This is a genomic window from Mycoplasmopsis columboralis (genome assembly GCF_900660675.1).
Taxonomy (GTDB): Bacteria; Bacillota_I; Bacilli_A; order Mycoplasmatales; family Metamycoplasmataceae; genus Mycoplasmopsis; species Mycoplasmopsis columboralis.
In genome coordinates this window covers 406,165-431,273 of sequence record NZ_LR215039.1, presented here as the reverse complement: position 1 = coordinate 431,273, position 25,109 = coordinate 406,165, and the positions used below count along the sequence as shown (strand labels likewise).

Below are 25,109 nucleotides of genomic sequence, written 5' to 3'. Positions count from 1 at the left end.
TATTTTGAGCTTAAATGTTAAAATTAATATGCTATTATGAAGATTATCTCAAGTAACAAAAAAGCTTTTCGAGATTATGAAATACTTGACAAATATGAAGCGGGTATTTCTCTTTTGGGTTGAGAAGTTAAATCTTGTCGAGCCAATCAAGTAGATTTGTCAAACGCTTATTGCTCAATATACAAAAATGAGATTTATTTAAAAGAAGCATTTTTTAATAAATACATGTTACTCAAAGTAGATGAAACTCGTGAACGTAAATTACTTTTACACAAAAATGAGATTCGAAAACTAAAATTTACTTTAGAAACTCAGCAAGTTACTTTAATTCCATTAAAACTTTACTTTACTAAAGGAAAAGTAAAGGTAGAAATAGCAGTTGCTAAAGGTCTTAAAAAATATGATAAACGAGATAAAATAGCCAAAGAAGAAACTCAAAAACGCTTGCAAAAGGTCATTAAGAATTACCTTTAATTTGGGGATGTAATGGTTTCGACATATGCAGGTATTTGTAAGTGGCAGTAGTGTGGTTCACTTTAAAAACTACTAGGTTTTAATAAACGGAAAATCTGAAAAAGTTTCATCATCAATGATGGTACAAAACCAAACCTTTGCTTACGCATTTTAATTAGCGACAAAGTCATCATCCAAAACTCCTTTATTGGAATGATGGGTCTAAAGGATAGTGCATAATGTGGCTCCTTATGCATGAAGATTGCCAAAGTAATAAATTAGATTTTGTTTGTTTTTAGATTTATTTACTTATTGAAAATAAACTAAACTGTAGAAGCTTATTCTTATTTGTGTGTGGACACGGGTTCGACTCCCGTCATCTCCACCATTTTTTTATGTTCATATTCATTGATTTAGATCAATGATTTTTTTATATTAGAATACGTTTATATTTTTTGATATATAATCGTTTATTATCTATTTTTTTAATATCAAAATTAATTAAATATTTATGTGTAATATAATTTATTGCATGAAAAACTTATATTTCAATAAATATCAAGATGTCATGAACTTTTTGAAATGTATAAAATTATCAAAACAAGACATCTTAAATAGCAAGTTTTATAATTTTTTATTAAATGATATGGGTTTAGAACTTGGGAAAAATTTATTTCTATCAAATATAACTTCAATGTGTTTAAAAACACATCCGAATGCTGTTAGAATTAGAAATGACAAGTTTTTGAAATTTTCATCAGAAAATGGATATAAAAATAATTCTTACTTAGTAGCAGGAGTTAAAGAAGACAATGATTTAAAATTTTTTATCTTTTCATCAAAATCATTTTATGGATATAACTTTTCAACAAACTCAAGCAATAGTTTTATACATTTCGACCTTCAACAGTTCGAAACTTTTGTAAATTATCCAGGAATACAATACAAAAAAATTAAATCTAAAAAATTGGATGATATGGATATTTTGAAATATTCTTTTATTACATTATCAGACAAATCTTTCGATAAAGACAGTTTTATTACATCTCTAAATCACGTTGAAAATACAACCAATTTCAGTTATTATGATAAATTTTTTGGACTAGTAAAAAACATATCAGACCCACAAATTCCAAATGTTACAAAAATATCATTATTAGAATATTACGATCATTCTTGTGTGTCCAATCATATTAGTGAAGAATCATGTAGAATGAAAATTGATTGAAAAAGAACAAAAGAAGCTTTAGAAAATACAAACTTGAATTTACCTTTAGATTTTCATCATCTAGTCCCTCGGAAATATTTTAAAAATAACTTTAATGATTTTTTAGATTGAAAAATTGTTCATGATGAAATTAATATCTATCCATTATGTCAAATTTGTCACAATAGCATTCACAGCAATAATCAATCTCTAAATTCTGATATAATTGATAATATTTTTTCCTCTTTATCCATTGAAAAAAAGGAAAAGTTTGTAAAATATTTAAACAATAACACCGTTTTTAAAAACATTGATGACCTTAAGGATTATTATAGAAACGAGATGAGATAGATGAAAAAGATTGTTGTATGAGATTTGTTTGGTGGTGGACAGAACAGTGTTTTTAACTCTTTAAAAGAAAATGACATGTTAGAATTTTTTGATATTTATACATTCGATGTCACTGAACCAACCAGAGATAAACATTTTAAATTTGATTTATCACAGGAAAATATAGTAGATATTTTTAAAAAATACCCTAAACCTGATATTATCGTTGCGAGCCCTCTTTGTCAATCTTTTAGTTGTGTTCTAAATATGAAAGGTGGAGGAACTTGTTTTTGAAAATATAAAGATGAAACAAGAACAGAACTTGTCGAAAGATCAGTTGATGAATTTGAAATGCTAAAAGGTGGATTTACAAAGAATTTAAAGAGCGATGTTCAACTATTTATTAAAAGACTTGGGGAAAGATGTATAAATAATACTATTGAGTTGATAAAACATTATAAACCCAAATTATGGTATATCGAAAATCCAAAACATTCATTGATGTGAAAATATATAAAATACAATAAAAGAGATTTTTATGATAGTGAATCTCATTTCTTTAATGAAGCATCTTTGGGTAAGTATGGTTTTTTAACTACTAAACCAACAATATTTTTCTCAAATTTAAAAATGGACTTACTAAAAGGGAAGATAGAGCCTCCATATACTATAGAGGAAATTGACGGAGTAAAATATTATGTCTTGAAAGACGATCCTAATACAAAAGTTCCTAAATCTCTAGATAGCAGAATGTTGGGACTTGCATCTATTAAAAAAATGATAAAGGCAAGGAATGCTAAATCAGGAATGGGCGGAATGGATTTTGTTATGAAAAATCAAAAGACATACAACCAAAAGAACAAAATGGTAAACGAACAATTATCTGAAGCTGGACCTGCAAGCGCAATTCCTCATGACTTAATTAAAGAAATATTTAAAAATTTTAAAGATAATATAAAAAAATAGCATCTAAATAAGACGGAACAAGTAATAAACCAGGACAAGAAAATTGTACATTCTTGTCCTTTTTATATAATCTTTGTAGGAAAAGTTATAAAACAGTTAAATCCTTTAGAGTGAAAAAGTGATTTAAGCTATATGAAAATTATAATGATAAGATAATTTAATATAGCGAATATCTATTTTTGACAAAAAATCAATTTAAAAAAGATTGAACAAATCCTTATGTTAGATGTTGATTTAGAAAAAAATATAAATAATTTCAAACCAATCAATATGTTTTAGTGGCAAAAACTAGAACAAACCCAAAGAAAGGAAAGGGTTCTGGAAGACCTTTAAAAAGACCTGACCCCAGTCAATACTCAAGAACAGATCTAGAAGAAATAGTGAAAATATACAGAGAGATTTTTCCTGAAATATTTGAAAAATAAATTCAAAAAAATTAAAGTTCAAGCAAAAAACTAAGTGCTAGAGTTTTAACAAAAGAATTCGGAATCCCTAAATCTACATACTATTACAAACTTAAATCAAAAGGAAGAATTTTTACTGAAGATAAAGAAACAATTGATTTAATTATTAAATCTTTCTTTGAAAAGAAATAAAGATACGGTATAAAAAGACTTGAAATTTATATTCTTAAAAAATATGGTAAATGCACAAATTACCGAAAAATCGGGAGAATTATGCAAAAAAATCAATTTAAGATGCTCAATTCGTGTTGGAAAAAGAAAAATAGAGATTAAGAATTTAAATGTTAAATTTCAAGATTTAGTGAAAAGAGATTTTTCTGGATAAACAAACAATATTTTTACAACAGATGTTTCATATACTCCAAATATTTATAGTGAAATAGGAAATCATCTTTTTCTTTCTATAGCAATACATCACAAAACCAAAAAATAATAAATTGAAATTCAAGTAAACACAATGATTTAGATTTTGTTCTAAATCGTATAAAGAACATTAAGTTTGACCAAGAATAAATAATTCATTCAGATCGTGGTTTTTAATACTCTTCAAAAGAGTATTAAAAAGTTGTTGAGTAAAACAATGGTCGAATATCAATGGGAAGAATTGTAAGTTCATTAGATAACAAAGAAGCTAAATATTTTTTCTCAGTTATTAAAAGTGAATGTTTAAACGATCCTAAAGTAAAATATATGAAATTCAAAGAATTAAACGAATTAATAAGAAATTATATTAATTGATACAATAATGAAAGATTTAAATCTAAAATAAACTGAAAAGCACCTCAACAATGTTGAGATGCACATGTTTTTAAACTGTCGAACTTTTATATCCTAGTTTAGTGTCTATTTATTTTTTTAGTGTTTTATTGTTTAACAATTTCATTTGATTTTTCTTTGTAATTTATTTTGAATATCTTGCATAGTTCTTTTATCATTTCTGTTTCCCTAGTTTTTAAGAAAACATCAAATTTATTAATATTAAATAATTCAAGTGATTCTGTTTCGTCGATAAATTTTATAACATGTTTGTTATTTCTTTCGCATGAAGAATAAATCCAAAGGTCCAAAGGTTTATTACTTTTCTCCTCGTTTTCTATGTCAGTAATAAATTGTAAATTAGCTAAAGAATGTTTCTTTTCATTTCAAAAATTTTATCCAATGTTCCAATATATCCGTTCTCAGGATTTTTAGGATGACAATGATCTAGATCGAATTTTAAAAAATTATCAAGATCTCGATACAATAATTTCAATAACATGTATGCATGAGAATAGTGAGAATTGTATTTGAATTTTCTTATTCATCTTTCAATTTCTTCTTGATCTACTTTAAAATTTCGTAAACCAACAACTTCAATATCATCAAAAAGATCAACTGTAAATTGTATTTTAAACAGATTTTTTTCTTTGCAAAATTTCTCATTCAATATATTTCTTATTCTATCCAATGAAGAAGAACTGGACATACCAAAAAGATTTTTAGCGAAAGAAATTATTAAATATTTGAATATTTCAAACTTAGAGGTTTCCAAATTTTTGTTTACGTATATCTTTTTTGTATCATCAAATTTTGAAGTTTTGAATATAAAATAAAGAACAGGTATAGTCGCATTATAGGAAGGTATTAGTTTATCTTCTAATTTAAAATATTTTAGTATATTCACCAACTGATTAAATGCATGTTCAAATTTTTCTCATTTTTTTTGAATGTCTTCAATTACGCTTTCGGTCAAGTCAGAAATTTTCAGTCTAGCACTTTTATCCAACAAGATCAAACAGGCAAGAATTAAGTAATCTCGGCTAAAGTTAAATCTGCGTTTTTCATCAACGTTTATTCCGTTTATTGATTTCAATAAAGAATCTATTTTTTCCTTTCCTTCTGGTCAATAAGAAACTAAAGCAGAGAAAATTAAATCTGATTTTGATAGTTTTTTTCCACTTCCGTTTGTTTTGATAAAAATATCAACAGCATTATTATAATCATTTTCATTAACCGAATAGTAATGAACTAATGCGTTGGACTTTTTTTCATGTAATCTTGTACGTAAAATTTCAAGATCCCTAAAAGAGCGACTGAATTTTTTCTTATTAAAACTATATTTTTCTTCAATTTCTTTAATAAATTCCTTTCGATTTGATTTAAAAATTACTTCTTTTATTTTTATAAAATTTTGTTTTTGCTTTTCACTCATCTGTTTTTCTTCCAAGAAGACAAATCTTTTGTTAACTTTATTATCTTGACTATTTTCTGCAGTATCTTCAGAACTATAGTCTTCATTATCGTAATATCTCATATTGTAATAAAGTTCTTTTTTAGCTCAGTTCTCGTTTTCGTTTCTTTTTTTACCTCTTCCTCCTTTGTATACTTCATAGTATCCATATAAACCAATATTAAGCGAAGTTAATCTTTGTTGACCATCAATAACAATATAACGATCTATACCGTCTATTATATTTTTAGGAACCTGTTGATTTTTTGTATCAGATTTTCTATACTTATGAAAAAAGCTGTATAAATTTAATTTACATTCCCTAATATATTGAGATGTGGTTTTGAAAAAAATAAAAGATCCGATTGGAAAATTTCTAACTATTGAATCAAACAGACTTTCGATGTCTTCAACATCTCAAACATAATCTCGTTGAATATCTGGAATTAGCAAGATGTTTGTATTGGCTTTATTTAGGGCTTCAATAGCACTTAGGTTTTCATAAGAGTTTTTACTTTTTGTTGTCATATGACCTCTTTGCGAATGTTTCGTATTAATTTATCAAATCAGTTTAAGCAAAAAATGCGCTTATATAATAATTTTAAACTAAATAAAAATACCTATTTGATTTTTAGGTATTTTCTTAGTGTAATTATTAATTTTCGTTTGACAATTATTAAATTCAAAAAGTAATTTAGCGCTAGTATTGCTGAAATTGCAAAAACATCACCTTTAAAATATATTCAAGAAAATTGCTTTTTGTCAGTTAAATAAAGAGGAATTCAACCAATAGCTAACGCTACCCCTAAAATAAACATCACCATGTAATGGGTGGTTATTTTAGAAATTCTAAATACGATCATAAACGTACTTATTAGTGTCCAAAGGAGCATTGTTGTGAGTGTTAGCGTTAATTTTACATAAGGAGGATAATTTAGCACTAAACCTGTAATAGATTTAGTTACTACAAGTAAAGCAATTAAATTAATAGCAAATAAGCTTCATAAGATTATTCTTATTGTCAGTGATAATTTTGAATTATTCATAATTGTTTTTCAGTTTTAATAATAAGTTTGCAAACTCTTCAAAAGGAAGGGTTTCAGTGTTGTTTTCTCCGTATTTACGGAATGAAACGGTGTTGTTTAATCTTTCGTTTTCACCTAAAATCACTTGGTATTTAGATTTTGACATTTGCGCTTCACGAATTTTTTTGTTCATTCTTTCATCACGCGAATCAAGTTTACTTCTAATTCCTAAAGCGTATAATTTATCATTAACTTCTTTAGCATATTCAAAATCATGTTCCATATTTACTGGAATTACTGTTACTTGTTTAGGAGCAAGTCAAAATGGCAATACACCTTTAGTTTGTTCAAGTAAAATGGCCACAAAACGTTCATAAGTCCCAATTAATCCTCTATGAATTAAAATCGGCATTTCTTCTTTACCTTCTTTGTTAGTGAATGTAATTCCAAAGCGTTCTGGAAGCAAGAAGTCTAATTGCAATGTTGAAACAGTAATTTCATGTCCTAAAGCAGTGAAGATTTGAATGTCCATTTTTGGACCATAAAAGGCAGCTTCACCAGTTTTTTCTTCATATTTAACACCAAGTTCATTAAGAACGGCTCTAAGTTGGTTTTCGGCCTCATCTCACATTTGGTCATTATCATAGTATTTTTCTTTATTATCTTTGTCTCTTAAAGAAAGTGAGATGTAATCAATTTTAATTTTAAAGATTCCCAATGTTTCTTTAATGAGTTCATACATGTATTTAAATTCAGAAGCAATTTGATCTTTACGAACAAATAAATGTCCTTCAGTTAAAAGCATTCCTCTAACTCTTTCAAGACCGGTTAAAGCTCCTGATTTTTCATATCTGTATAGTTGTGATTGTTCTGAAAAACGAAGTGGTAAATCACGATAAGATCTTTTTTCGTGGTTATAACAAATCACGTGGTGCGGGCAAGTCATTGGACGTGGGTAAAGTTTTTGATTATCAGCTACTACTGGTTTGAACATGTCGTCTTTGTAGTGAGCTAAATGCCCTGAGGTTAAATAAAGAGTTTCTTCTCCAAAGTGTGGAGTAAGTACTTCAGTCATTCCGTATTTACGGTCCATTTTTAAAATTAAGTTTTTAATTTCATTGTGAATGTACATTCCATCTTCAAGTCAAATTGGAAATCCTTGACCTGCAAAAGGGTGGAAAGTAAAGAGTTTCATTTCTTTCCCGATTTTACGGTGATCTCTTTCTTTACGGTCTTGTAAAATAGCTAAATACTGTTCAAGCTCTTCTTTGGTTTCTCAACTTGTTCCGTAAATTCTGGTTAATTGAATGTTATCTGAATTTCCTCTTCAGTAAGCTCCAGCTAGTGAAAGTAGTTTGAAGTTTTTGATGTTTTTAGTACTTTCAACGTGTCCTCCAGCACAAAGATCGACAAAAACTTTTTCATTATTTAACGGATCTACTAGTGCATAAAATGTGATGTTTTTGCCAGCTGCTTTAAGCTCTTCGTAAAGTTCAAGTTTGTAAGGTTTATTTTCAAAAGAATAATCTTGAAGTGACACTTCCTTCATAACTAAGTTACGTGAAGCAAGTTTTTTCATCATCTTTTCGATTTTTAAAAGTTCATTGTCACTAAGAGGGTTTTCAAATTCAAAATCATAATAAAACCCTTCATCTGTAGCTGGACCAAATCCTAATTTCACATTAGGATAAAGTTTTTCAACAGCTGCACCAAGAAGGTGGCTTGTTGTATGGTTTAATTCTTTATTTGCTTTCATTATTTTCTCCGTATAATCCCATGTGCAATTGCACTTCATTGGTAATTTGACGTGCAATTTTGTGGGCTTTTAGTTTTCCTTGGTTGACTACATCATTAACTAAATTCAGTGAGTCATTGTATTTTTGTTGAATGTTTGTGAGTAAATTTTTGACACTCATTCCAACTTCATGTTTAAATTCTTTGTAGTTTGCGTCTTTAAAGTGTAATTCAGCTTCTTCAAGTGAAATGTTTTCTAGCGAAGCATAAATGGTAAGTAAATTTAACACTCCTGGTTTTTGTTCAGAAATGTAAACTTTCCCTTCAGAATCAGTAACTGCTTTTTGAATTTTTTTGTAAGCACTTTCAGGATCTTCAAGTAAATAAATAGTTCCTTTTGCGCTTTTTTCGCTTTTAGACATTTTTACATTTGGATCTGATAGTGATTTAACTCTAGCACCTAGTTTAGGAATAAATCCAGTTGGAACATTTAAATTTAGCTTGTATTTACGATTTAATCTTTCAGCTATGTTTCGAGTTAGTTCGATATGTTGAACTTGATCTTCACCAACAGGCACAACTTCAGGGTTATAAAGTAAAATATCCGCTGCCATTAACACAGGATACATGAGTAAATTACTTGGGATTTTCATCGTACCATTTGATTGGGTTAATTTTTGTGATTTATCTTTGAATTGAGTCATTCTTTCAAGCTCACCAACGGTGGTTTCAGAATTACAAAGTCACATCATTTGTGCGTGCTCTAAAATTGATGATTGGTAAAAAATAGTTGCTTTTTGTGGGTCTAAACCACAAGCTAAATATAATGCTACTGTACTTTTACGTGCTTGTTCAAGCTCTTTAGGGTTTACCGTTCCAGTCGTTAGCGCGTGCATATCAGCTACAAAAAAGTAAGATTCATAATTGTTTTGTAATTCAATGAAGTTTTTAATAGCTCCAATGTAGTTTCCTAAAGTTAATTCTCCAGTTGGTTTAATTCCGCTCACTAGTCGCTTCATTTTTCTCCTTAAATAACGCTAATAAAAGTACTTAAATTATAAAACAAAAAGCATATTACGTTAGTTGAATTATGCATTAGTGTTTATTGATAAAAAAACGAACAAAAAAGTGTCAAAAAAGTGCATTTAGAGCCAGTTTTTAAGTTTTTGCCAGAGTTTTGCTAAATTTTTCTTTTTTTGAACATTTAGTATAATAAGCATATTTATTAGAAATGATTATCAAACTTGTAATACTATAAGTATTACACCAAGGAGAATGATATGTCAAAAAGAAAAAGTTTAGTTATGAGTTTAGCATTGCTTTCGGTATCGGGAGCATATGTTGCTTCATGTAATGCTCCAGGTTCGTCAACACCAATTCAAAAAGAGGATCCACAAATTGATTTATTACCCCCTATTGAAAATGTTAATGTTGCAAAACCAACAACTGATTTAGGAAATAATGTAAACGATAAAAACAAACCAGAAACTACAGTTTCATTATTTGGTAACCCAGTTGAAGCAAATGCTCCTAAGAGCGCTTCAAAAAACTACATTAGTGCAGAACAGAAAATTAATTATGTGGCTTTTGGAGATTCAATCACAGCTGGTTTTGACGGAACATTACCAACTGATTTCCAAGGTGAAAAACTTTCTAATGGTACAATTACTGGTCTTTCATATCCGGCTTTTTTAGCTAGAATGCTTAACAATAACAATCGAGTAGCTGAATTTAAAAATTTTGCCTATTCAGGGTCAACTGCTCTTGACTGATTAACTTTTTTAGGAGTGGACTATCAACCAGCATCTAAAACTAATCGTTTTGCTAAAAAATATAAAGAAAATTATGAGACTGTTTTAAATGATTTTAAAAACAGACTTGCTAAAGCTAATTTAGTAACTTTTTCAATTGGAGCAAATGATTTATTCCAATTAATTACTTCTAATATTAAAAATTACAATTTAAGTGATGTTTTCAAAACTCTTACTTCTGCTAATCCATCATATGGAGAATTGGCAAAATTTGTCAATGATGTGTTAGGTAAGAGTTTAACTGAAATGAGTAAACGAATTAACACTTTAATTAGCACCATTAAAGTGTTAGCTCCACATGCAAATATCAACCTTATAAGCTACCCAGTACCTATGTTGGGACTAAAAGAATTATTTGATGATTATCTTAAAAGTCTTTTTAATAATTTACCTTTAAACATCAAACCGCTAGATTATTTACTAGGGGTACTTAACTCAGCGCTTAAAAGTACAGCTAAAATTACTTCAATAAATTATGTTAATTTATATAATGAAGATTTTTGAAGTAAAAACGCTAACTCATTATCAACCATTTTACTTGATATTCACCCTAATACTTTTGGGTATAAAAAAATGGCTCAAGATTTATACTTAAAACTAAGTGTAGATAAATTAGGAATTCAAAATTACGGTAATTATGATTTTAATGAAGAATTTTTAAATAGTGATTCTGATTCATTAGAATTACAAATCCAACCAACTCAAGATTCAACTAAAATTTTTGGAAATACTTCATTTGAATACATTAATTCTCTTTCAGAGCAAGAAAAACAAATTCAATCACTTAGAAGTGAACGAAATTTTGGACAAAGAATCATTGACTTGACCAATATTTTTGAAGATCTGCTATATTCAGGAATTAACACTTTAACAAAACAAAACTTTTATAAAGAACTTGATCCACAAGGTGTATTAACCCAATTGTTATTTAGCGAAGACAAAAAAGAAATTTTTGGAGATTTTAACGAAAAATTTCAAGCTTCTGGAATCATTCAAGATGGATTTTACAATCTTCAAAGCACCTTAAGGGAACTTAAAAATAAAAATCAATTAACCTTGCAACAGTTAGGTCCTGTTGCTCTTTCAGCGTTTTTAAATGAAAGCAATATTGCCAAATTAGTAGGTGTAATTGCACGTTCTAACTTAATTAAAAACAATAAAGAACAATTAACTGAATTACTCAATACTATTTTGACAAACGGTTTAAACATTTACAAAGATAAAATTATCAATTCGCTTGCTTCAATTATTTCTCAATTTACAAAAAACAAACTCAATCAAGAAGCAATTAAAACCTTATTAAACAAAATTTTATCCGATGAAAACTTTGAAAATATATTACACACCATTTCAAATATTTTTATTAATCGTTCAGAAAACTTTGAAAATGTTCAAAACTACAAAGATATCATTTTAGCCTTTTTACAAAATACAGAAGATTTTGATGCAATAGCTAATTCTTTATCAGCTATTGCTGGTTATGTATTAGAAACACCTGAAATTCAAGATTTAATTGCTGATATTTTGTATGAATATCTTAAAAATAATGATTTACATGCAAACATCACTTCTGAACAAACAACTAAATTTACCAAAGATCTTTTAACTTTTGCTAGTGATTCTCTTCTAAGAGATGGATTATTAAAAGATTTAATTAAAGGTGTGCTAAATAATTTAAACGCTAATCCTTCAACTGATTTATCAAGTGTACTTACTTCATCTTTAGCTAATGTATTTGGAAGTTTCTTTGATTTTAATAATAACAATGAGCGGTTGATTGCATTTTTAAAAAATCTTTTTGCTTCTGAAATTATCAAAGGAAACAAAGAATTTCTTAAAAGTTTAGTCAACAACATTCTTAATTCACAAAAAATTTCATTACCATCTTTTATTTTGGATTTAATTCCTTCGCCAATATCTGCTCAAATTAGAGAATATGTTGGTAAAGATAACTTCAAAGATTTACTTGGTTTTGTTTTAGAGCTACCTCAAACAAAAGACACTATAAATACCATTGTTGGTTCATTAGTTGATAATTCAGCACAATTTAGTGAATTTGAAACCTTTGAAGAGTTAATTCAAAAACTGCTTCGTTCAATTAATTTAGATACTATTAAAGAAAATTTAAAAGCTATTATAAATAGCGTTTTAAGCTCAGAAAAATTTGCTGCAATTGTTGAAAAAGTGTTGCTTAATGCTTTTGAAAAAATCAATGTAGATGTTACTAAAAATACAATTAAAAACTTTGCCAAATCTGCAGCTAATTCATTAGATGATATTATCAACTATCTAGGAGTTCACAATCAAATCATTGATGTTATTTTTGAAAAACTTCAATTAGCTCAAACACAGGACAATTCAATTGAAATTTTAAGCACCATTCCAGCATCAATTTTAGAAATTTTTAGTCATAAAGTTAATGATAATGTTTATGAATTTATCAAAGGATTAATTAATTTAGATTTAATTCAACAACCTGATAATCGTGCAGCGCTCAAAGAGATTTTAAGTGCTTTATGAGATCATTTAAATGCCGATGATACTTTAGCATCTTTAGCTAAAAATGTTTTAAATAAAGCTATTGGAACAGAAACAATTGAAACTTACTTTGATGTAAATGAATTAAACTCATTTATTGATAGCTTTATTAAGCAATCATCTTTAAAAGATCTTTTAATTAATTCTTTTGATTTTGTTATTTCTCATCAAGTATGAAAAGGAGAAGTTAATAATTTTGAAGATTTCTTGGTGACAATCTTAAAAGATCCTCAATTACAATCAACACTTCAAAACACTTTAAGCATCTTTATTGATCAAAGCATTGATAATGCTCACTTTAGTAAAACTTTTGCTAAACTAGTTAACGCTTTATTGGCTAAATATGACGTTACTTTAGATACTGTTTCTTTAGAAGAATTAGGATCACAATTGCCTGGTTTTGTCAAAGAAATTATTGGTAATAATAATTTAAAAGATCGCTGACTTGAACTTCTTTTTACAGATGTTCAATCATCTAATTCGCTTCCAGAAGTGTTAAATAATTTAAAGAATGCTACTTTAAAAGCGCTTGACATTACTAATTCACCTTTATTAATTAATAGTATTTTAAATTCAGCTTTAATCAAAGACCACAAAGACACACTAAAAAACCTTTTTGAAAGTTTTGTCACTCAATTACAAAATTCTTCAAAGCTAAATGTTTTTGTCCAAGATCTTAAATTGCATAATGTTTTAGCATCTTTAAATGTTCAAGATCAAGAAGTACAAACTCTTTTTGCAAGTATATTTGCTGATCCTAATTTTGTTACTGTATCTAAAACAGCGTTTAATTTAATTCTTGATCACGCAAAAGAAATTGCTACTTCACAAACCTATAACGAATTTTTAGATAAATTAACCGAAAATAAAGATGAAATTTTAGCTCTTAAAGAACCGCTAAAAGCTTTAGTGTCTAATTTATTATCAAATTCAACTGTTAAGCGTTTAATTGCGCAAAGTGTGCATTCATATTTAGTAAAAGCTCATTTAGATACCAAATTAACTCAAGAACAAACTGATCAGGCTGTATCAGATTTACTCTTGTTTGTGGGTAATAATCCACTTGTTAGTGAATTTATTAACAATTTTATTGAAGATGCATTAACAAATATTCATGTAGCAGGAGCTTCTCAATTTGGCGAAATAATTATTAGAAGTTTAACTCATGCCGCTGAAAACACTTTTGAATTTTCAACTGATGAAGATGCATTAAAATTAGTTCAATTAATTAATAATGTGATTGATTCGAACTTTTTAAACAACAATAAAAGCTATCTTAAAACCTTGCTTACCAATATTATTGAGAAATTAGCAGATTTAGATGTTGCCTCAATTATTTTTAACTTCTTACCACAAACATCTAAGGAGTTTATTGAACAATCAATAACAAAAGAGAAATTTAACTCTCTAGTTAATTTAATTTTAAGTCTAGATGATACTAAAGTAATTTTAAAAACTGTTGTAAATAATATTTTAGATTCATCAGTATCATTAAGAGATTCTCAATCACTTAATGATTTGATCTCAAAAATAGTGAAAATCATTGATTTTAATGCCATTAAATCACCAAGTAAATCATTGCTTGAAAGTTTAATTGCACAGCAGCAATTCAAACCTCTTCTAAAGAGCGTATTCACTTCAGTTTATCAATACTTGAATTTAGATCCAACCTCAGAACATAATGCTAAATTTATTGAAGATTTAAGCAATAACCTTAAAGCAACTATTGATGCTTTTGAACTTCTTGATCCAATTTTTGAAAAGGTTTTTGAAAAACTTTCTCAAGCAGCTACAAGTGATAGACCTCTTGATATATTAAAAGAACTTCCAAACGATTTAGGAACCATTTTTGCTGCTAAAGTATCTTCAGATCCGCAAGCATTTATTAAAAAAGTCTTTAATTTAGATGTTTTTGCTAACAATAAGGAAGCTTTAAGTGATTTGATTAAAGCAATTTATGGCATTTTAGAAAAAAATGATATTTTAGATTCAATTATCAAAAACACTATTATTCCACAATTACTTAAAGAACCAGCAAGTTTATATGTGGACGCTGAAGAAATTGGAGATTTACTTTTAAACATTGTTAAATCCAATAATTTTAAAGCTTTTGTTTTTGATGCAATTGATTTATTAATTCACAACTCAAATTGAGTTGATCATTTAAATGATCCTAAAGCACTTATTAATGAAATTTTAAAAATTGATACTTTTGCAGAAAGACTTCAAGATAATATTGCTCCACTTTTAAAAGAAATCTTGCAAGAAAATAAACTCAGAAAAACTCTAGCAAAAGTAGCACACAAATTAGCTACTGACAATGGTTATGAATTTGATTTAAATAAATTAACTGTTGTGTCAAGAAATTTACTTAATTCAATAATTCCTTATTTAGAATCAATTGGCTCACTTGATAAATTAGTTAATAATGTTTTTGCTTTAATTAACCAACACAAAGATATTGATTTAATTGCTCAAAATATTTCATCAGCAATTACTAAATCATTTGACTTTAGTGACTTTAATTTAATCAAACATCTATTAGCAAGTGAATTATTTACTGAAAATATCGATGTATTAAAAGAAGTTGCGCTTAGTTTTATTAACCAATTTACCACCAAAGATCATTACAGTAATTTAGTGGCAAAAGTTGATTTAACAAATGCGCTTACTTCAGCGAATTTAAATTCAACACAAATAACTCAATTAAATGACTTTGTAAAAGAAACATTAAAAGATACAAAAACTATTGAATTATTTAAAAAAGCTTTAGAGTTTGTTATTGATAACGCTTTGGAATTATCTAAATCTCAAAACTACTCAGATTTAGCCTTTAAAATCCTTAAAGATGAACACTTTATTACTTCTATTAAAACCAACATTATTTATTTAGTAGATAAGGTATTAAAAAATCCAGCTCTTCAAGAAATTTTAGGAACCCTCATTTACAATTATGTTTCTAATTCAAATTATTCATGAGTGTTAAAAGATGTTGAGTCTCCTCAAGAATTGTTTAAAGACGTTTTCACTTTGGTTGAGTCATTAGATAGAGAATTTAATTTACTTGAAAAAGTCTTTGAAGCTGTTTTAGAGTTTGCTCAAGATAAACAAGCTATTTCAATAAATGATTTTGTCGCTAAATTAATAAATAAATTATCTACATTGCTTTCTGATGAAACTAATGTAGTCAAATTAATTCATTTAGTGGCAAACCAAATGCTTCCAAAACATGAAACTAAGATTAATAAAATTGTTGAAAACATCTATGAAAGAGTTCAATCAAATGAAGATTTTGTTGACCAATTAATTTCTCTTATTCCATCAAATCTTAAGATGGAAATTAATCAATATATTTCAAATGATGATTTGAAATACTTTGTTCAAAGAATTTTTGGTATTCCCCAATTTAAAACATTTGTTTTAAGTGCTACTTCTGAGTTATTAAAAGATAAAGACGCTTTAAATAATGCTCACACCTACAATGATTTATTAAAATTATTGCTTTCTAAATTAGATTTAAACAACAAAGGAAAAGACGCTTTTGTTGCCATTGTTGAAGATTTAACTTCTGATGATAAATTTAAATCAATTGCTAAAAGTACTTTAACAAACGTTTTAGCTACAAAATTTGCTTCAGTAGATAATGCATTACTCACTCACTTATCAAGTGATGTTGTTGAAGGAGTTGTTGATTTACTTAAAGACTTACAAATTTATGATTCATTAGTAAACAAATTGTTTGAAGTTCTTGCTTCATTAGCAACACAAGAAAATGTTCAATTAAATTCTCAATTATTCCAACCACTTGTGGATATTGTTTTAAACAAATTTAATGAAAACCAACAACAATTTATCCATAAAATTGTCTCTTCAAATATTTGAAGCAACAATAAAACAGCACTCGAAGACATTTTAAAAACATTATTAAATTCACTACTTAAAAACAATACAGTTCAGAGCGTGATTAAAAACGCAATTGATTCAGTAACTGGAGATGTTGAATCTTATTTAAACAAAGATGCCCTTAAAGCGTTAGTGGATGAATTAGTAAATGTAGAAAATGTTACTCCAATTACTGACACATTAATTCATTATTTAGTTAATAATAATGAATGAGTTAATGTCTTTAACGATAAAAATACTTTAATTTATCAAGTTTTAAAAGGTTCAAATGTTCTAGTAACTAATAAAGCTGAAATTAATTCATTACTGCAAAAAATACTTAATTCAAACAACTTAGATTTAGTAATTCAAAAAGCCGTTAATGCTTTACTAACTAAAGAAGGTTATAATCAAACAATTGATTTAAGTTTTGCTCAAGGTATTAAATCAGCTTTAAATGAATTAAATTCAAAAGATAACGATTCTACTTTAGTGGCTAAACTAATTGATTTATTTGCTAATAAATTAAATTCTGAAACTTCATTGCAAAATGCTTTAAATGCAACTTTAAAAGAGTTTGTATCAACTGCTCGTTTAAGTGAATTTGCAACAGTTAAAGCAATTATTAATTCAAATATCTTTAAATCTCCAAATAAAGAACAAGCTAAAAACATTTTAGAATACTTCTTTAATAAATACTTTAATGCAGACAATATCAGCAAAATTACTGCGTTAGTACCAGCCCAAACTATTGCCAATGCATCTTCATACAATGATTTAGTTAAAATTGCCTTTTCACAAAGTGAATTTACTACTTCGTTAAAAACCAATGTAGTAAATATCCTAAATGAAATTGTGCGGGATGAACACACTCGTGAAGTTCTTTCGAATTTAATTACCACATTCTTAAATAAAGAAAGTCTAAAACCGTTCTTAAAAGGAATTAATGATAAACAAAGACTTGTTAATAATGTTTTAGAAGTATTTGACATTTTTGATAATCAACTTGGAATTTCTTCTATTGTGTATGAATCACTTGTAGATTACCTAGCTGAAAACGGAGTTGCTTTTGATAATGTTTCACACTTAACTAATTCAATTTTTGATGGATTAAAAGCTTCTGTTAGTGAAAATACTGAAAATAAAGTAACTGCAATAGTGAGATCGCTGGCAAATTCTAGATTATTAACTGAAAACAAAAATGACTTAATTACTATTTTTAATAATGTATTTGAAAGCATTTCAGCTGATGATTTTGCTAATTTAGTTGAAGGTTTCTTAAGTGAAAACGCCAAAAACGAGCTACAAAAATACTTATCAATTAATTCGTTTAAAGAACTGATTAAATTCATTCATTCAAATGAACACTTTAAAGGTATTTTAAATGCAGTACTTAAAAACTCTCTTGACAGATTTTCAGAATATTCTTCAGTGCAAAGCTACAGTGACATTATTACCAAAACTTTTGAGATTATCAATGTTGATAATTTGGAAACCAATATTAAAGGACTCATTGCTGACTTATTAGAAACTCAACAAATTAAGGACATTTTATATGAGTTCTTTAAAACAACATTAACTACTTATGAAGTAAATGTTACTGATACACAAATTGATAACTTTATAAGAGCGCTTGCAAACAATATTAATATTTTAGTAGATAGCATTGACATCTTAAATCCAGCATTAGACGCTATCTTTAATATCTTAAAATCAGATGCATTTAAATTAAATCCAACTGATGAATTAGGTAAAATATCAACTACTTTAACAAACTTACTAAAAGAAAAAATAACCAACAACCCTCGTTCTTTTGCAGATAAAATTTTAGGTTGAAGTTTTGTATCAAGCAATAAAGAAGGTCTTGTTAAAACATTAACTCAATTACTCATTGGGTTAAATAAACAAGGAGTAATTGCGAACTTAATTAATCCTGCAATTGATAATTTAAACATCAATGAAGGAATATTTAAATATTTAGCTAAAGATGACATTAAAGCATTACTTACTAATGTCTTGAAATATCCAGAAATTAATGAATTAATTAATGCTGGTGTTCCTGAATTGATAAACGACACTCAGTGACTTGATTTGCTCAATACACCTGAAACATTAATCTTTAGCGTCTTTAAAAAAGAATCTATTTTAAATGCTCTTAAAACTAACTTATCTTCAATGCTTGAAAAAATGCTTAAAGAGTCAGCATTACATAATTCACTAGTTAAAGCTTTTGATGCATTCACAGATACTTATGGACTGGATTTAGTAAACTTCAATAAAGAAGCATTTGTTAAAGCTACTGCAAATAATTTAGTTAATATCTTAAAACAAGCTAATGTTTATGAAACTCTTTATAATCAATTATTTGAAAGTTTCAATACTTCAAATAATGCAGCAGAGTTTATTAACAATTTAAGTTCTGCTTCAATAGAAATTTTCAAATCTTCACATTTTAACATTGTAAAAGCTCTGTTAAACTCAGAATATTTACAAAATCAAAAAGATCAAATCAAACAATTAATTCAAGGAGTAATTTACTCATTTGGTGCCAAAAGTAATGAAGTTGAAAAACTACTTACTGATTTAAACTTATCAGCAACTTTAGAGCAATATGGCTTAACTGCAAGTGAAGCAGCTACAGCTACAAGTGAGTTGTTAAAACTCTCTTCAGTGCAAAACATCATAACTGGTGCTCTTAATCATGTCTTGGATAATGCTCAAAACATTGCTCAAGCAAATACTTATAATGACTTAGTTAAAAATATTTTCGCGTCAGAAGAATTCAAGACTTCTTTAAAAGCAAATATTCAAATCTCTTTAAGTGATATTTTCAATAACGATGTTTTAACAAATGCTGTTTCAAAAATAATTTACAAATTAGCCCAAGACAATAACTTCGGATGAGTTTTTGAACACATTACTGACCCACAAAGTTTAATTGAATCTCTTTTAGACACAGTTAGTGCATTAAATGAACATTTTGGATTGACAAACACTGTAATTGATAAAGCTTTTGAAGTTCTTTCTCAAAATGGATACCAAGGTGATTTTAGCGTTATTGTTTCAGCTATAATAAACCAATTTAGTGCTTTATTTGCCGGGGATAATCTTGAAAGCAATGTCTTATCATTATTTAGAGTACTTTCTCACTCTCAAGCATTTGTCTCTAAAAAAGCTGATATTAAGCAACTAATCGAAAATGTATTAAATCACTTTAGTACTGAGTTTGATTTTGGAACTTTTGTGTGAAACAAACTTCCAACCGCTACTCAAGAATGAATTAATCAAAATCTTTTTGATAGCACTGTGTTAATTAATTTGATTAATCGTGGAGCTAAAGCGCCGCAACTAAGAGAGTTAATCAATCATTTTATTGCCTTTTTAGTTGATAATCCAAATCAAATTGAATCTTCAAATACTTTATTAGACTTACTTAAAGCCTACTTTAATGTTGAAGCAAACACAACCTACTTTAAAACAAAAGCCAAAGAGTTAATCACTTACACATTCTCTTCAGAAGAATCTCAACAAGCAGTAAAAACTGCCGTTGGAAAATTCTTTACCTTCCTTGAAGTGGATAAAACAACCGAAATTGATAATTTAATTAACTTATTATCAACTGAACTTGTGCCAATGTTTAACCGAATTGGCTTAATTGATCAAGTTCTTGATGGAATTATTAATTTAGTTAAAGAAGAAGAAGGTTCAATTTTTGAAGCTCTTCCAAAACTTGCAAGCAAAATTGTTGCTTCAATTAAACCAACCCAATATGACTTCTTTAAAAAATTCATTGGCGACCAAACTATTACCAACAATAAAAATATCATTAAAAATGGACTTCACAAAATTATTGAATCTTTTGTGTACCGTCCAGGTAAGTTGGAAGCAATTTTAAATAGTTTAAATGTTGGTTCTTCAATTGTGGATTATGATGCAACAACCATTACCAATATGATTGTAAGAATTGTGCGTGATGGAAACATCATGAACGTGATTAAACTTCTAAGTGCAAGTTTTGTGGATTCTAATACTGAGTACGCTAAATTAAATAGCTGACCACAAGCATTAAATTATTTCATTCAACACGCTGATGCTAATTTAGTTAAAACATATGTAAGATTATGATTCCAAAATACTGCAGGCCAAAACAATTCCGATCTTAATCAGGGTGTAGGGGCAATATTGCACAAAATGCTTAAAGGATATGGATTCAATTTTGACAACGATGCTGATTTAAGCATGATGAAACAAGTTGCAAACGGATTGTTGAAAACTTTAGCTGCTGATAATAATGTATTAACCAAAATTGTCGATAAAATGGTAGAAAACATTAAATCAATTGACTTTACTAAAGTTAATGATCCTGCTTTTGCATTAAATCGTGCAATTACTTCAGCTGCTCTTTCACCACTACTTAGTGATGATGAACAAAATATACTTACTTCAAAAATCTTTGATTTAACTGGCTTTTTCAACAATGTCACTTCAAATATTGGTCCTGAAGCATACACTAAATTTATTAATCGTTTATTTGAAAGCTCCTCTTTAGAAAATGTCACTGGAATTTATAAATTCTTAAATGGCTTCTTAGATTTACAACTTTCATCAATTGATCAAAATGCTTCTTCAAATAATTCAAATTCAAATAATAATCAACCAAATGGTGATTACAAATGAAATCAACCATTTGCTCCGACAGTTAAATTTGATTCATATAACATTTTTACTCTTAAAGGAAAAGTATCTGATTTTGCAGCTCTGTTCTTTAGACCTATTTTCTTAAAGATTTACGCTGACGCAGCTGCTAATCGTTGAAATTCAACCAACTTTAAGTTAAATGATGGATATAAAGCTTTATATCGTGTTCATACATTATTGTTATGAATTCTTCATGATAAAGCTAATGTTGGTGGATTATTCTGAAATTACACATATGATACCGTCGAAGCTTATGTAGCTTACGGACAAGAAAAAGCATGAGATACTGCTTATAATAAATACAAAAACCAAATTAGAAACGATTCAAATTATCTTAAAACACTTGGGACACGTACTTCTTGAACCGGAAGAAGATCATACTGAAGCGTTTATACCAGTGGAAATGACTCAGGTTCAACAAATAACAATAATTATTGAGAAGATCAAGTGCTAGCATACATTTACTACCGTACTAGTCAACCTCGCGATAAATACAATCCAAGCAAAACCAAAACTAAGGTTCTCTTAGAATCATTAGAAAGAGGGTATATTGGAGCTTCTAATCGGGTAAGAGAATAGGTAAAGGTTCCTTTGCCTATTTTTTTATTTAAATTCTATATAATAGTATTAGTTTATTTATAAATAAAATTAAGGAACATTATGAAAAAAATATTTAAAAAATTACTTTTAGGAACTGTATTAGTTTCAAGTGTTGGAGCTTTTTCAGCTGCATGTACCCAAAAAACACAAACTAAAACCTTGCCTGAAAACGCACTAGAGGGAGATCATTTAAATTTATCTGAAAGTTTACTTCAATTACGCCAAGTCCCATCAGACATTTTTAAGGATTTATATAAAACTAAGTTCTTTGATAAACTTTATTTAGTTCCAAACGACACTCAAGATTCAATTGATATTAGAGTGGATAAAGGAGTTTCTTTAAATTTAAGCACTTCAGCAGATGGATCCGGTTCTGCAAATTCTATAGATGATCAAAATTATGGATTTGTTAATTTATATGTTCAAGAATTTTTAAAAACTATTAGATTAGGAAAAATAACAAAAGGAGATGAGGATAAAAAACTTCATCAATTTTACAAGGAAGATGAATTTTATGTTTTAGATGATTCAAACCAATGAGTTGTTTTGGATCTAAAAAAAGATAATCAATATTTACCAACATCTTTAGATAACAAAGGGAATTTGGTCATTAAATATCAAATTAAACCACACAATTCTGACAAAAAGATTTCATATCAAAAAACTATTCACACTAATGATCAAAAAGGCCCTCTTAGAAAAGAAATCACTGATTTCTTACACGTTCAATTAAGTGCACATAAAGAATACTTTGTTCAACAATTAAAGCAAGTGAAAGGTGTTCTTGCAAGCTTACCAATTACTTTAAGTTTATTTGCCAAACCTGATTCATCAATTCTTAAGTTAAGTAATGATTTGGTTGCAAAAGCAGCTCAAGTTATCAAATTAATTGAAGAATTTATGAGCAAAGTTGATAGTAAAACATTAACTAATGAGTACCTCACTCAAACATATTTTGAATTCAAAAACATTATCTCTACATCAATTAATGAAGTGATTGAAACAGAAGTAAACGAAATTAAAAAAATAAGACAACTACCAGCTGAAAAACAACAAGAGTTAATTAACCTATTTGAAACTATTTACTTAAACGGTGGAGCTTCATTGGCCGTTCCTAATCCGGATGTTTCAAATTATTTAAAAACAATTTTTGAATTAGCCAAAAATGAAAACCCATTGCTAACTAAAAATCTTACTTCTAATGAATTTGCTCTCAATTTAAGTAAGTGACTAGGAATTAATGTTAATTTATTAGAAGAAGAGAAAGTAACTTTCAGAGATCTTTTACTTTTAATTACCAGTATTTTTAGTGGACAACTTAGTATGTAAAAAAACTAAAGAAGCTATTTCTTTAGTTTTTTTACAATCACAAAACGATCTTTTGAAGAGATATCTTTAATTATTGTTATATCTCATTGATTACGTAAATTGTGCCAAAAAGATAAATGAAAGGGATTTATTTCAAACATCATAAAACCATTTTCGCTTAAATAATTTCAACCTTCACTAAGAATTCTTTTATAAAAATATAATCCATCATCAGGGGCAAATAATGCTATGTGAGGTTCAAAATCTAAAACCGAATTGTCTAGTTTTTCTTTATGAGATATGTAAGGGGGATTTGAAATAATCAAATCATATTTATCATCAATATTTTCAAATAAATCTGATTGAACAATTCTAATATTTAAATTGTTTAAAAGTGAATTTTTATGAGAAGAGGCAATAGCTTCTTGTGATATATCTGCACAAGTTATCGCTAAATTTGGATTATTTTTCTTTAGTGCCAAACCAATAAAACCACTTCCTGAACACAAATCTAAAACTTTTGTAATATTGGGATTTTGTTTTATTTGTTCTAATGCATAATAGATCAATTCTTCTGTTTCGTATCTTGGAATTAAAATGTTATTTGAGACATCAATTCGAACATTTGCTAAATCCACATAACCAATTATTTTTTGAATTGGCCAGTTTTGATCTAGTAATTTTTGTTCATCAGATGTTATTTCTTGAGGTAAGTTATATCTTCTTTTTTCTAAAAGCAAATCTTTTTTGTTTGGCATTAAAGTCCTGCTTCTTTGATTTTTTCATTTTGTTCTTCTGCTAATAAAGCATCAATAATAGAATTTAGTTTTCCTTCCATTACAGGAGATAAAGAAGTAGAATATGAAATTCTATGATCTGTAACTCTATCTTGAGGATAATTATATGTTCTTATTTTTTCACTTCTAGCCCCTGAACCAGCTAATTTCCGATACATTGATTCTTCTTCTTGTTTTTTCTTTAGTTCAATGTCATATAGTTTAGATTTTAAAATTCTCATTGCAATTTCTTTGTTTTGAATTTGGCTTTTTCCTTCTTGACATGAAACAACTATATTAGTAGGTAAGTGTGTAATTCTAACGGCTGAGTCAGTGGTGTTAACTGATTGTCCACCGTTTCCAGAAGATCTGAAAACATCAATTCTTAAATCTTCGCTTCTTACTTCTACTTCAATATCATCATCAATTTCAGGCATAACTGTAACTGTTGCAGTTGAAGTATGAACTCTTCCTTTTGTTTCGGTCACAGGAACTCTTTGAACACGGTGAGCGCCTGATTCAAATTTTAATTTTGAATAAGGTTTATCACCTTTTACTGCGAAAGTAATTAATGAAAATCCACCAGAATCCGAAGGAGAAGTTTCTAATATTGTAACTTTCATATCATTAGCGTTGCAATATTTTGAATACATTCTGAATAAATCTCCAGCAAAAATATTTGCTTCATCACCACCTGCAGCCCCTCTAATTTCAACAATAACATCACGATTATCGTTTTCATCTTTAGGTAAAATTAAGATTTTCAACTCTTCTGTTAACGAATTCATTTTGCTTTCAGCTTCAGCAATTTCTAATTTTGCAAGAGAAATAATTTCGGCATCTTTCTCTAAAAGCATATCTTTGGCGTTTTTTAAATTCTCTTCAGCTTCTAAATATTGATTAAAAGCCTCTACTATATCCTTGATATTGTTAATTTCCTTTGACAATTGAGTGTATGTTTTAATATCGCTTACAATTTCTGGTTGATTTAATTTTAGTTCTAATTCATCATGTTTTTCTTTGATTTGCATTAAAGATTTATACATTGTGTTTTCCATAGTTCTTTTATTTTATCAAAACATAATAAATAGACTATAAAAACGCTTGT

At 27.9% G+C, this 25,109-nt stretch carries 11 protein-coding genes, 1 other RNA gene and 1 pseudogene; 7 read left to right on the top strand and 6 right to left on the bottom strand.

The annotated features are described in order from the left end of the window. Positions 1–36: 36 nt before the first annotated feature. From smpB to EXC45_RS01610, 5 genes and pseudogenes are all read left to right on the top strand, one after another. Positions 37–474: an SsrA-binding protein gene (smpB, locus tag EXC45_RS01630; RefSeq protein WP_036433829.1), complete on the top strand. Its 438-nt coding sequence runs from the start codon at positions 37–39 to the stop codon at positions 472–474. 3 nt (positions 475–477) lie between these two features. Continuing rightward, positions 478–841: a transfer-messenger RNA gene (gene ssrA, locus EXC45_RS01625) on the top strand. A gap of 144 nt (positions 842–985) precedes the next feature. Next, positions 986–2,011, top strand: coding sequence for a hypothetical protein (locus EXC45_RS01620; RefSeq protein ID WP_129693754.1), 1,026 nt, complete (start codon positions 986–988; stop codon positions 2,009–2,011). Beyond that, entirely contained in the window at positions 2,012–2,956 is a 945-nt protein-coding gene (locus EXC45_RS01615) for a hypothetical protein (protein WP_036433833.1), read from the top strand. Positions 2,957–3,043: 87 nt separating this feature from the next. Further along, positions 3,044–4,260, top strand: a pseudogene (locus EXC45_RS01610) (IS3 family transposase). Between the two features lie 280 nt (positions 4,261–4,540). Here the strand turns inward: EXC45_RS01610 and EXC45_RS01605 are convergent. The 4 genes from EXC45_RS01605 to trpS all read right to left on the bottom strand — a co-directional run bounded on the left by EXC45_RS01605 (position 4,541) and on the right by trpS (position 9,407). Next, complete coding sequence (locus tag EXC45_RS01605) at positions 4,541–6,157, bottom strand: DUF262 domain-containing protein (RefSeq protein WP_036433839.1); 1,617 nt, start codon at positions 6,155–6,157, stop codon at positions 4,541–4,543. Between the two features lie 92 nt (positions 6,158–6,249). Further along, positions 6,250–6,675 (bottom strand): hypothetical protein, encoded by a 426-nt coding sequence (locus EXC45_RS01600; RefSeq protein WP_036433841.1) that lies wholly within the window; start codon positions 6,673–6,675, stop codon positions 6,250–6,252. After that, positions 6,668–8,410 carry a threonine--tRNA ligase gene (gene thrS / locus EXC45_RS01595; protein ID WP_036433843.1) on the bottom strand — a complete coding sequence of 581 codons (1,743 nt, stop codon included), beginning with the start codon at positions 8,408–8,410 and terminating at the stop codon, positions 6,668–6,670. The genes EXC45_RS01600 and thrS overlap by 8 nt, the downstream gene beginning before the upstream one ends. Next, positions 8,397–9,407 (bottom strand): tryptophan--tRNA ligase, encoded by a 1,011-nt coding sequence (gene trpS / locus EXC45_RS01590; RefSeq protein ID WP_036433845.1) that lies wholly within the window; start codon positions 9,405–9,407, stop codon positions 8,397–8,399. The genes thrS and trpS overlap by 14 nt, the downstream gene beginning before the upstream one ends. 261 nt (positions 9,408–9,668) lie before the next feature. Here trpS and EXC45_RS01585 point away from each other — a divergent pair, with 261 nt between their 5' ends. Then, on the top strand, positions 9,669–21,896 hold the full coding sequence (locus tag EXC45_RS01585; RefSeq protein WP_129693753.1) for an SGNH/GDSL hydrolase family protein: 12,228 nt from the start codon (positions 9,669–9,671) through the stop codon (positions 21,894–21,896). Positions 21,897–21,977: 81 nt separating this feature from the next. Next, on the top strand, positions 21,978–23,246 hold the full coding sequence (locus EXC45_RS01580) for a hypothetical protein (RefSeq protein WP_036433849.1): 1,269 nt from the start codon (positions 21,978–21,980) through the stop codon (positions 23,244–23,246). Between the two features lie 14 nt (positions 23,247–23,260). Here EXC45_RS01580 and prmC read toward each other — a convergent pair whose 3' ends face one another. Next, positions 23,261–23,983, bottom strand: coding sequence for a peptide chain release factor N(5)-glutamine methyltransferase (prmC, locus tag EXC45_RS01575; RefSeq protein ID WP_036433851.1), 723 nt, complete (start codon positions 23,981–23,983; stop codon positions 23,261–23,263). Then, the gene (prfA, locus tag EXC45_RS01570; protein WP_036433853.1) at positions 23,983–25,059 is read right to left on the bottom strand and encodes a peptide chain release factor 1; all 1,077 of its coding nucleotides are present in this window, start codon (positions 25,057–25,059) and stop codon (positions 23,983–23,985) included. Before prfA ends, prmC begins: the two co-directional genes overlap by 1 nt. Between the last annotated feature and the right edge of the window lie 50 nt (positions 25,060–25,109).